The organism is Okeania sp. SIO2F4, assembly GCF_010672385.1.
Lineage (GTDB): Bacteria > Cyanobacteriota > Cyanobacteriia > Cyanobacteriales > Microcoleaceae > Trichodesmium.
On the sequence record NZ_JAAHGT010000237.1, the window covers coordinates 1 to 11413 of the forward strand.

Sequence of the window (11413 nt, forward strand, 5' to 3'; positions counted from 1 at the left end):
TTATATTCATTTTATGAAGCACCTCGGACTCGGAGTCTGGGTGAGAAATTTTTCCGACTATTGCGTATGGGGAAATAGTCATATTCATTTTATGAAGCACCTCGGACTCGGAGTCTGGGTGAGAAATTTTTCCGACTATTGCGTATGGAGAAATAGTTATATTCATTTTATGAAGTACCCAGAGACTCCGAGTGTGGTTGAGAAATTTTCCGACTATTGCGTATGGGGAAATAGTTATATTCATTTTATGAAGCACTCCGGCTCGGAGTCTGGGTGAGAAATTTTTCCGACTATTGCGTATGGGGAAATAGTTATATTCATTTTATGAAGCACCTCGGACTCGGAGTGTGGTGAGAAATTTTTCCGACTATTGCGTATGGGGAAATAGTTATATTCATTTTATGAAGCACCTCGGACTCGGAGTGTGGTGAGAAATTTTTCCGACTATTGCGTATGGAGAAAAACTATTGCGTATGGAGAAATAGTTATATTCATTTTATGAAGCATCCAACGACTCGGAGTATGGGTGAGAAATTTTCCGACTATTGCCTATGGGGAAATAGTTATATTCATTTTATGAAGCACCTAGGACTCGGAGTCTGGGTGAGAAATTTTCCGACTATTGCGTATGGGGAAATAGTTATATTCATTTTATGAAGCACTCCGGCTCGGAGTCTGGGTGAGAAATTTTTCCGACTATTGCGTATGGAGAAAGAAATAGTCATATTCATTTTATGAGGCACTCCGACTCGGAGTCTGGGTGAGAAATTTTCCGACTATTGCCTATGGAGAAAAACTATTGCGTATGGAGAAATAGTTATATTCATTTTATGACGCACCTCAGACTCGGAGTCTGGGTGAGAAATTTTTCCGACTATTGCGTATGGGGAAATAGTTATATTCATTTTATCAAGCACCTCCGGCTCGGAGTCTGGGTGAGAAATTTTCCGACTATTGCGTATGGAGAAAGAAATAGTCATATTCATTTTATGAAGCACTCAGACTCGGAGTCTGGGTGAGAAATTTTTCCAACTATTGCGTATGGAGAAAGAAATAGTCATATTCATTTTATGAAGCACTCAGACTCGGAGTCTGGGTGAGAAATTTTCCGACTATTGCGTATGGAGAAATAGTAGTTTCATTTTCTCAAGCACTAAAAGTTAGAGGTAAGGTCAATTTTATTTCACGTTTAGAAAAATTGTATTCTTTGAAATTTCCTACATCTTGCTAGAATTAGTTAACCTAACAGGACTTGCGCATGAGGTACGAAAAACTAGGGTTTGAGATTACTATCCTGACGGACTGCTCCGCAAACCTTGTCGGTCGTATCGGACGAAAATACGTTGGTAGTGCATCAAGGAAGTGTGGTCCGTGTGGTCCGTGTGGAGAAACATCAAAAAGTAGGAGGAATAATTTTACCTGTATCTTTTTGTGCAAGTCTGCCTTTTATCCTAACTTTTTAGTCTTAAAGGCTGAAAAATTTGCACTTTTGTGGCTCCCATGTGGGTGCTCAACCTTTATATATCAGTGTTTTTAGATTATATCGGCCAGCCATACTTGACGAATCCCACACTTTGCTGACACACAACCAATACGTTGTAGCTCTGTAAGTCCTACCTAAAATATTTACATTAACAGCACTTTTAAGAATGCTGGGATAGAGTTTAATACTAATCTCTATTCCCTATTTCCTATTTCCTAAAGATGAAAATGACACAAGCAGAAATAAACAAAACTGAAGCACTAATAGATGCCAATATAGGAATTATTGCTACAGATGTCCAGAAATGGTACAGCAATAATTTTCATGTTCTCCGTGGAGTCAGTCTGACAGTAAAACGTGGGGAAGTAGTAGTAATTATGGGGCCAAGTGGCTCTGGTAAATCAACTTTTATCCGTACCTTTAATGCTTTAGAGGAATTTCAAAAAGGTAGCATTATTGTTGATGGTATTAACTTATCCCACGATTTGAAAAATATTGAGGCTATTCGACGGGAAGTGGGGATGGTATTTCAGCAGTTTAATTTATTCCCTCACTTAACAGTTTTGCAAAATGTGACTTTAGCTCCGATCTGGGTGCGTCGATGGCCAAAAGTTAAGGCGGAAGAAGTGGCAATGCAACTTTTGGAAAGGGTGGGTATTTTGGAACAGGCGAAAAAATTCCCTGGTCAACTTTCGGGGGGTCAGCAACAAAGGGTAGCGATCGCTCGTGCTTTAGCGATGCAGCCGAAAATTATGTTGTTTGATGAACCGACTTCAGCATTAGATCCCGAGATGGTGCGGGAAGTTTTGGATGTTATGCGGGGTTTGGCAGAAGATTCGGGAATAACGATGGTGGTGGTGACTCACGAGGTAGGGTTTGCACGGGAGGTGGCAGATAGAATTGTGTTGATGGCGGATGGGTTGTTGGTAGAGGAGGCGACCCCAGAGGAATTTTTCCAAAACCCGAAAGAGGAGCGTACGCGCAAGTTTTTGTCGCAGATATTGTAGGAGTGAAAATTCAAAATTCAAAATTCAAAATTCAAAAGGTTGCATAATTTTAGAGGTTTGAAACCTTAACTGAACTAATAACTGATAGAGGAATTTTTCCAAAACCCGAAAGAAGAGCGTACCGGCAAGTTTTTGTCGCAGGTATTGTAAATTTCCAAAATCTGGTGTTGAGAAAATATTTTTCTATCCCACTTGGTAAAGTATACGAGGAATAGGTTTGATTAATTTAATTCATTTTATTCAGCTTATATAGAGGTTGCGTAGAATCAAAAATTCTGATATTTGTGACATACTCCCGACTTTGAGACAAGCTACAAAGCGGGCTTCTCAACGACTCTACTATGTAGACATTGATTGAGCTAGCAAGGAATGCCCTTCCTTTCCAATTGATTTCATTCAGAGGCTCAATTGAGTACCTTTATAAGCTTCAAACTTGATTGGTGGCAGTAAGTCTTTAATCAATACTTTAGCTCTATTTTTAATATTAATTGCAGCATTTAAGTCTCTACCAATTGATAGATTACAGTTAGGACAATCATGCTGTCTTTGAGCCAAAGTTTTCTTAACTTTATAACCACATCTACTACATTCAACAGATGTTCTATGAGGTTTTACTTCAACTATTAACTGACCAGCTTTTTCAGCTTTGTTAGTTAATATAGTATTGAATTGACCCCAAGCTGCATCGTGTACGGATTTAGCTAATCTAGATTTAGCCATACCTTTAATATTCAACTTTTCTACTGCTACTATGTCATATTTAGATAGTAAGTTATTAGCAGTTTTAAAGTGAAAATATTTCCTAGTATCAGCTACTTTTCTATGTTTATTGGCTAATTTTTTAATAGCTTTTTGCCTACGCTTAGATCCTTTTTTTCTTCTAGATACTTTCCTTTGAGCTGACTTGAGTTTCCTTTCTGACTTTCTCAAATATTTAGGAGCAGGTACAGACTCATTATCAGAAGTCACAAAGAAGTCTATTAGACCCACATCTATGCCTACTATTTTACCTCGTTTAATATCTGGTTTAATTTCGGGTACAGACTTATCTTCTAAACTAAAAGTAACAAAGTAGCCATTATATTTTCTAGTAACTAATACTGTTTTAATAATAAAGCCGTCTGGAATAGGTCTATGTACAATTACTTTTACATCTCCTATTTTAGATAGTTTGACCTTGTTATTAACAAAATGATGTTGTTTAAACTGAGGATAAGTAAATGTTTTGTACTGACCTTTACCTTTGAATCTGGGCTTGCCTAAACGCTTACCATTAACATCACCTTTTAACCATCTATCAAAAGCTAATTCAACTCTTTTTGGTACTTCTTGCAATACTTGAGAATGTATTTCTTTGTACCAAGGTCTATCTATCTTTAATTGAGTTAATGATGCTTGCTGACTAAATCTTGTTGGTCGGTCTTTTAATTCGGGAAGATGACATATCAAAGGACAAGCATTAATCGGGCAACGATTCTGCTCCCACCAATTAAACCTTTCTGCCAACATATAGTTATATTGACATCGCAACATATCTAAAGTTCTATCTATTTTTTCTACTTGTTCTTTTGTCGGACGTAGTTTATATTGGTAAGCCATTCTCATCTTTCTTTTCCCTTTCGACCATACCTGATATTATAATAGTTTGTATACACAATTGCAACATATAATTATGAAAGAATCATTACATTGTCGAATAACTAAAGAAAGATTAGATAAGTTGAGGTTATATGCAGTCAAAAAACAAAAAACAATGACGCAAGTAATCAGTGATTTCATAGATAATTTACCTAATGATGTTGAAGATAAGCGCTTAGAAGTAGATAAAATGATTCAAAAATAACGCCTGAATCCCGACACCAAGTTAACTATGGTGGGGGACTTCTGCTAGAGAAAGTTAAAGCAAGTAGTAATCCTGGAGATTTAATTCTAGATTTATTTGCTGGAACATTTACTACATCTGTGGTTGCTCAAAGATTAGGCAGGAAATCTAAATGAAACCATTAGGTAGATTTTTTCAGGTTACAGAAACAATGGATTTTAAAAAGTTTTTCTTAGATATTGATAAAATAGAAAAATATCCTATATTTCATCAAATCTACTGAAAGTACAGATAAATTACTGGAAAAAATTAGAAAAAACGCACAAAAACAATACTCTGTGAATATAGTAGTTGAGAAGTACATGAATTGTATAGAAGAAATAATTAATTTGCCAACTATCATAGAACGTTTTTACCATGGTGTAGAAATAGGATCTTTAGATCATATATTAGAGGAGTTCATTAATTGATAATTGATAATGGATAATTGATAATTACAAGAAGATTAAAACCGTTCGGGAATTGAATATAAGGAAATATTATTTCTTTTTTTCCTCTTGAAAGAGGAGGCTTTAAACCTGAATTATTTAATTAATTACCGAATAATTAATAATTATTCGGTAATTAAGCAGAGTCAGGTAGAATTTAACTATGAAGTAGAATAATTATCAAAAGTTGACATAAAAAATGATCGAGTAGAGGGAGGAATTTTTCAGTTAATTTGATTTAATCCTAAAGTAGAGGAAAATTACACAGTTGATATTTCCAACAAAATCAATAGAAACCAATGAAAAATCCCAACACAAAGTATGATTTTCTAATTGTAGGTAGCGGCATTTTTGGTATCACTGCTGCCGTAGAATTAGCAAAAAGAAAATATAAAGTGGCGATTATTAACCCAGACACCATTCCCCATCATCTGGCAGCTTCTACTGATATTACTAAAGTTGTGCGTATGGAATATGGTAGCGATAAAGAATATTTCCGCATGGCAGAAATATGTATTGACCGATGGAAAGAATGGAATGAACTTTTCGGGGAAGAGTTGTACCACGAGGTAGGTTTTTTAATGCTGTGCAAAGATAAAATAGAAAGCGATCGCCACAGCTTTGAAAAATCAAGTTATCAAAATCTTGTCGAAAGTGGTTATTCGCCAGATAGAATGAATGCTGAAAGTATTCAAGAACGTTTTCCCGTGGTGAATACCTCGGTTTATATAGATGCTAATTTCAATCCCAAAGCAGGTTATGTAGAATCTTCCTTGGTAGTGGAAAAATTGACTGAGTATGCTAGTTCTTTAGGTGTAGAGATTTATCAAAGACAAACCGCAGAAACTTTTATTGTGGAAAATGGAAAGCTACAAGGAGTCAAAACTAGAGAGGGAAATACCTTTCAATGTGGTCATGCGCTGGTAGCAGCAGGTGCTAATACTCCCTATCTTTTGCCAGAGCTACAACCTTACATGAAAGTAACTGGTCATCCCGTGTTTTGGTTAAGACCTAAAAATTCCAAATATTTTTCATCACCTTATTTGAGTGTTTTTGCTGCCGATATTTCTAATTCGGGGTGGTATGGTTTTCCCTTTTTACCTAAATATGGTGTTGTCAAGATAGCTAAACATTCTATTGGCGTACCTCTTCATCCGGAAAATAGCGATCGCCGAATTCAGGATAATGAAGTGGAAAATATGCGGTCTTTTTTGAAGATGACTTTCCCCCAATTGGCAGATGCATCTTTGGTGTATACTCGCAGATGTTTATATACTGATACCCTTGACGGACATTTCTGGATAGATAACCATCCAGAAATTAAAGGTCTTTCTGTTAGTAGTGGTGGCAGCGGTCATGCATTTAAAATGGCACCTTTATTAGGAGAAATTGCAGCGGATGTAGTGGAAGGGAAGTCACATGAATTTTCTCAAAGGTTTAGATGGCGACATTTAACGCCGGATACTCTTCAAGTTGAAGAAGCTAGAGGTTTTGAAATCTGATTGAGGGTGGGAGCATCTTGCTCCCGAATTTTTACCCTGTCTAAATAGTATTTTTTCAGTTCAATTTATATCCTAAATATCACTAAATACAACATCAAAAATAGAGCGGGAAATTCTAAATTTGATTTTGACTAAATTTTGATAAAATTCATCTTTATTACCTATCTCTATTTTTCCCTCCATAGCTAACTTTTTCAAAATAGCTAAAGTTCCTTTCACATTTTATCCTAAATTAGTAGCCATTTTTCTAGCAGCTAAATCATCTAAAATTACAAAGTCAGCTTGTAGTCCTATAGCCAAAGCAATAGTTTCTGATTCACCCCGCCCCAAACTTGTATTTAACCGATTAAATAAAGAAGTTAAATTAGTGTTTTGTACGATTAATTTTTCTGTTGATAATATAGGAGTTAATGCACGACTAATTTCATCACTTTTAGCATTAATTTCAGTAACTACAGAGGGTGTTGTGTAAAATTCATCATTGTTGTTAATAAATAATTCTAAAACTTGCAACCTCACTAAAAAGATGATAGGAGATGAATTAATCATAATTTTCAAGATTTTTACCACCTTTGTTCTTGCTCTATATCCTCTGAAGAAAGATAGGAAAATTTAATGCCTAATAAATCTAAGATTTGCAACAATTCCTCAGCATCAATTTCCATAATTTCAGCACCTTTTCTCAAACTAATTAATCTGGTTATCAAAGCACCTAAGACAAATAAAAATTTTTCCTTTTGTTCGGGTTCAACAAAAATTGGTAAAGCAGCAGCTATATTTTTTAAATCAACAGTAAGTGTTATTTTTTTTAGGGAGTAGGGAGTAGGGAATAGGAAATAGGAAAAATTTGGAAAAATATTCGCGAGCTTCTAGCTCGCACTGGGTGAATCATTTTTGAACATAAAAGGTACTTTTAATAACCGGATTTGGTATTAATTATAACTTCTGACTTCTGACTTCAAACTTCTGACTTCAAACTAACCCTGCTTGCTGAAAAACCTGTTCAACAGTTATTTCTAATTCTGGCAAAATTTCATCTGCTAAATTCTCTTTTCCTCGTTTAGTTTGTGGTGGAGCATCAGGATAAAAAATAGTAATGCTTTTTGCTTTTGAATCAACAATCCAAACCCTAAAAACTCCTGCATTCAAATAATCTGTAGCTTTTTCACTTAAATCCCCAAAAGATTGACCGGGAGAAATAATTTCAATAGCTAATTCAGGAGGAAACGGACACAGTTCATCTTCAAATCTTTCTAGGGGTAATTTCTCATAAGAAATATATAACAAATCGGGTACGGGAACCCAATCTTTTCCATTTTTTGAGAGAGTAACTCCCCATTCTATTCCTACTTCACCTTTTGATTTACTCCAGTTACTAAGAAGTAGATAAAGAGTACCTGTTAAACGAGAATGAAATCTTTTGGGAGACATTTTAGGTTGTACTTTTCCGTCAATTAATTCATAAGTAATATCCCCTTCTGGAAGAGCTAAAAACTGTTCTAAATTTAGTTGTGTCTGTGAAATCATAGTTATTCTTATTATTTAACTAAATCAAGACTTATACCAAATATCAAAAATTTTGCTACATCTGATTGGGTGGGAGAGCGGGGGAGCTGGGGGAGTATAGGAGGGATAAAAATAGTAATAATATCATCTCCAGATAATTAGTGAGAAAAAAACTTCCTCCTTTTCCCTCCTGATATCAAATCCGCTTAATTGGGTATAAAAAAAATGTTTCATCTTTAACCATTGCCAAATCTTTCTAGATATCCCCATCTCTCCATCTCCCCACCCTTCCCATGCTCCCCACACTCTTCATCTAATTACACTAATGCTACCGGATTTGATATGACTCCTGACTCCTATCCCAAAAGTACATACCTTTGCAAAAATATCAAATGGGTTCTATGATTACCCGATCGCATTGACGACTGCCAAAGTATCAATATATTGTCTAAACTTTACTACTTTGCCATTTTTCAATGTCCAGATGGAAGCAGTCGGTGCTATCATTTTCTTACCAGTTGCTTTATAGATAGCACTGTCAGTTCCAAGGGTGACTACAATATCACCTGCATCAATAAACTCATCTACATGAGCTGTAAAGTTATCCCACTCTGCTCCAATTTTGGCAAAGACTCCATTTAAAACTGCTTCATATCCTTTAAAAACACCACCATAAGGAATTCCATCTGATTCAATCCACTCTATAGAGGGATCTAGCAATGCAGATACTGAATCAATATCACCTTCGGAAAATGCTTGATAAAGGCGCTTAATGACATCAATGTTATTCATAATTTATCTTCCCATTATGACTTCATTCAGGTTTTTTCTCCAACAAACTACTAGCTATCTTGTTTGATTCCGTTTTTATGAATTTGATGATAATGGCATTCTGGAGATTGAACCATTCTTAATTTTTCAATTTTGGCGTTGCTGAAAGACGGTATGAAATTCCTAAATTTATAATGTGTAAAGCAGACCTATTTCCCCTCTAACTGGCGCGGAAAAAGTTCCTTTCTAACTCCTGATTCCTTTCAATAATTAATAATTAACAATTAATAATTAATAATTACCTCTTCTTATAACAGATAGGATTGGCGCTCAAGGAATTTTTTTTCTTCTCAAGGGGAGATTGGATCTGGCTAGGTTTCTGATGCTTCCCATCCTTAGGGAATGCTCCGCTTTCCGACCGCTTTTTCATGAATGGAGACGCTTTATACCTTAATTTTTCGGTAAAATCATAATTTTATTCAGCAACGCCTCAATTTTTAACGGTCTTCCTACAGAAAAATCATACTCTAATTCAGTAAAGACTTAACCACCAATACCCAACCTACCAGCTAAAGCTGGAGTTAGAGGGAACAAAGTAGCGATCGCCAAAAATAAAGCTAACAAACACAAAGCAGCTCGCGCATCATCCGGTTCAGTTAATTCATTTAAACAAGGGCGCTCTAAATTTCGCTGTAATACCAAAATAATAATCGCCCAATACAACGCCAAAGGATTAACCAAAGAAGCGATCGCCAAGACTATAAAAGTGAAAAATGTTGCTTTACCTGCAACTTTGCGACCATAAATTGCTTGAACAATTCTACCACCATCCAACTGACCCGCTGGCATCAGATTAATTGCTGTAATAACTAAACCCAACCAACCCATAATTGCCAGTGGGTGAACATCTACTATATTTTGATTTACTGCCGGACCTAAAATCGCTCGCGCCAAACTTCCCACCAAAACAGAAGCTCTGAAAAATTCGGATGGCATTTGAAACAGACTACCTTCGTGGGAAAGTAACAAACCTCCTAATAACATTGCCAAAGAAATTATTCCTCCTGCAGCAGGTCCAGCAAAAGCGACATCAAACAACACTTTTCGGTTAGGGATCGTGGACTCGAAACGATTAACAGAACCAAAACTACCAATTTGCCAAGCGGGGAGAAAGAACGGCCAACTAAAGCGAACATTGTGACGTTTTGCCAAGACTTGGTGAGCTATTTCGTGACCGCCCAAAACTATCCACAGACCAATGACAACAGGTAATGCTTCTTGATATCTCATGGGTTGGTTGAAAAAGTCGAACCCTAACAACAACCCACCCGCTTCAAAACTGGTGGCAATAGTCGCAAGTAATAGAATAACTGCCAGAATTTTTTGGGATGTAGTGGCAGGTAATGGGTCATTTTTGCTTGGTAAAATGATAACTACTGGTTTGCCTTCTGGACTTTCCAATAAAAATAGTCGGTAGCGATCGCCCAGTTTTTCTGCCAATTTTGCTGATAATTTAGTATGAACTTGTTTTGTATCTCCCCGTAAATTTCCTTTGAAAATAGCTCCCTCTTGATAAGGGATAGTTTCAGTTGCAAAAAATGTATCGATACCAAAAATGTCTTTGACTTTTTGCAAGTCTTCAGTTGGAATAGGAATAAATTCTAGAGTTTCTTCTTTTTTCTCTTCCTCGTTTTCTATTTTCTCTATATTTGGTAGTTGAGTTTTCTCTTCACTGGAATCAGGTTTTGAGGGGTTACTAATGGATTGAATCTCTGGTTTATTTTCTGCTTCTTGAGCTGCTATTATTCGTAGTTGCCTTCCCAAATAAATGTACAATCCTGTACAAGCTATTAGCAGAAATAGAATTAATACTAAGTTGAGATAAATTCCTGCAGCAAATAGAGCAAAAAATAGTAGCCAAGGTGCCATTAATACTACTGATTGTAACCAGGCTAAAATGCCTGTTTTACCATAAGGTCTAGCTCTATAATATCCCCAGCCCAGAATTCCAAGAGCAATCAAAGCTACTATTACTGTGGTTGTATTTTCGGATGTGGTATACATAATCAGTTGTCAGTTATCAGTTATCAGTTATCAGTTAACAATTATCAGTACCTCCTGTAATAGCTATGCTTTATCAACATCTTTCTTAAGATAAAACTTGACAAAATCAATAAGTAAAGCATTACTATAGAAATTATCAATTACTTCTCCCTGTTCACTGTTGCCTATTTTCTGGAGAGGTCTTATTTTTGTTGAAATAGTAGATAATAATTCCTGTTCTACTTGATACATATTTTTCCAATTTTTTATCTAAATATTTTTTTTAGCCGATCAATTTTTCCGTTCATATGTTGCCAATAGTAATTAATTGAATCATCATTTTATCTTTCTATAAAAATGATTACATTGACTTAATCCTGTAGTAATTTTTCTGTACCTTCTACATCAAGATGAATATGACTCCGATGCTTGACAGATGTATAATTTGGATTTAGTCTAATTGCTTGATTATAATCGGCGATCGCTCCCCAATTATCTCCCACTTTTCGCAGTACATTTCCTCGTCTATAATAAGCTTTTGGATAGGTCGAATTTATTTTAATCGCCTCATTATAATCAGCAATTGCTCCTTGATAGTCTTCTAATTTGTCTTTAACATCACCTCTATAAATATAAGCATCTGCATGACCAGGGTCTCTCTCTATTGCCAGATCGAATTCTGCTAAGGCTGATTGATAATTTTGTTGTTCATATTTAGTCAATCCCCGTTGATAAAAATCCTTAAATTCTGGCTGCTCATTTTCTGTTGTTATCGAGACTTCTGTTTCTAA

General features: G+C 35.8%; 16 protein-coding genes. 5 read left to right on the forward strand and 11 right to left on the reverse strand.

Translation table 11 applies throughout. From position 1 onward, the window contains the following. The coding region (locus F6K22_RS16390; protein WP_293099778.1) for a hypothetical protein at positions 1-244 on the reverse strand (244 nt) is incomplete at its 3' end. Positions 245-776: 532 nt separating this feature from the next. Then, entirely contained in the window at positions 777-986 is a 210-nt protein-coding gene (locus tag F6K22_RS16395) for a hypothetical protein (protein WP_293099780.1), read from the reverse strand. A gap of 330 nt (positions 987-1316) precedes the next feature. Here F6K22_RS16395 and F6K22_RS16400 point away from each other — a divergent pair, with 330 nt between their 5' ends. Then, positions 1317-1463 (forward strand): hypothetical protein, encoded by a 147-nt coding sequence (locus F6K22_RS16400; RefSeq protein WP_293099783.1) that lies wholly within the window; start codon positions 1317-1319, stop codon positions 1461-1463. Positions 1464-1704: 241 nt separating this feature from the next. Continuing rightward, on the forward strand, positions 1705-2490 hold the full coding sequence (locus F6K22_RS16405) for an amino acid ABC transporter ATP-binding protein (protein ID WP_375340164.1): 786 nt from the start codon (positions 1705-1707) through the stop codon (positions 2488-2490). 396 nt (positions 2491-2886) lie between these two features. Here the strand turns inward: F6K22_RS16405 and F6K22_RS16410 are convergent, their stop codons facing one another. Continuing rightward, the gene (locus F6K22_RS16410) at positions 2887-4095 is read right to left on the reverse strand and encodes an RNA-guided endonuclease InsQ/TnpB family protein (protein WP_293099786.1); all 1209 of its coding nucleotides are present in this window, start codon (positions 4093-4095) and stop codon (positions 2887-2889) included. Positions 4096-4162: 67 nt separating this feature from the next. Here F6K22_RS16410 and F6K22_RS16415 point away from each other — a divergent pair, with 67 nt between their 5' ends. The 3 genes from F6K22_RS16415 to F6K22_RS16425 all read left to right on the forward strand — a co-directional run bounded on the left by F6K22_RS16415 (position 4163) and on the right by F6K22_RS16425 (position 6302). Next, a complete protein-coding gene (locus tag F6K22_RS16415) occupies positions 4163-4333 on the forward strand; it encodes a hypothetical protein (RefSeq protein ID WP_293099789.1) in 171 nt (56 codons plus the stop codon). Beyond that, positions 4330-4488: a DNA methyltransferase gene (locus tag F6K22_RS16420; protein ID WP_293099819.1), complete on the forward strand. Its 159-nt coding sequence runs from the start codon at positions 4330-4332 to the stop codon at positions 4486-4488. The genes F6K22_RS16415 and F6K22_RS16420 overlap by 4 nt, the downstream gene beginning before the upstream one ends. Positions 4489-5099: 611 nt before the next feature. Then, entirely contained in the window at positions 5100-6302 is a 1203-nt protein-coding gene (locus tag F6K22_RS16425; RefSeq protein ID WP_293099792.1) for an NAD(P)/FAD-dependent oxidoreductase, read from the forward strand. A gap of 72 nt (positions 6303-6374) precedes the next feature. On the opposite strand, the gene F6K22_RS16430 is transcribed toward F6K22_RS16425, so the two are convergent. From F6K22_RS16430 to F6K22_RS16465, 8 genes are all read right to left on the reverse strand, one after another. Beyond that, on the reverse strand, positions 6375-6521 hold the full coding sequence (locus tag F6K22_RS16430) for a hypothetical protein (protein WP_293099795.1): 147 nt from the start codon (positions 6519-6521) through the stop codon (positions 6375-6377). A gap of 3 nt (positions 6522-6524) precedes the next feature. Beyond that, on the reverse strand, positions 6525-6851 hold the full coding sequence (locus tag F6K22_RS16435; protein ID WP_293099798.1) for a PIN domain-containing protein: 327 nt from the start codon (positions 6849-6851) through the stop codon (positions 6525-6527). A gap of 14 nt (positions 6852-6865) precedes the next feature. Next, complete coding sequence (locus tag F6K22_RS16440; protein ID WP_293099800.1) at positions 6866-7009, reverse strand: hypothetical protein; 144 nt, start codon at positions 7007-7009, stop codon at positions 6866-6868. A 265-nt stretch (positions 7010-7274) separates the two neighbouring features. Next, entirely contained in the window at positions 7275-7829 is a 555-nt protein-coding gene (locus F6K22_RS16445; RefSeq protein ID WP_293099803.1) for a Uma2 family endonuclease, read from the reverse strand. A 384-nt stretch (positions 7830-8213) separates the two neighbouring features. Next, on the reverse strand, positions 8214-8600 hold the full coding sequence (locus F6K22_RS16450; protein WP_293099806.1) for a nuclear transport factor 2 family protein: 387 nt from the start codon (positions 8598-8600) through the stop codon (positions 8214-8216). A 522-nt stretch (positions 8601-9122) separates the two neighbouring features. After that, positions 9123-10643: a site-2 protease family protein gene (locus F6K22_RS16455; RefSeq protein ID WP_293099809.1), complete on the reverse strand. Its 1521-nt coding sequence runs from the start codon at positions 10641-10643 to the stop codon at positions 9123-9125. Positions 10644-10706: 63 nt separating this feature from the next. Beyond that, positions 10707-10874, reverse strand: a complete 168-nt coding sequence (locus F6K22_RS16460; RefSeq protein ID WP_293099812.1) for a hypothetical protein — start codon at positions 10872-10874, stop codon at positions 10707-10709. A gap of 119 nt (positions 10875-10993) precedes the next feature. Then, the coding region (locus F6K22_RS16465) for a tetratricopeptide repeat protein (protein ID WP_293099814.1) at positions 10994-11413 on the reverse strand (420 nt) is incomplete at its 5' end.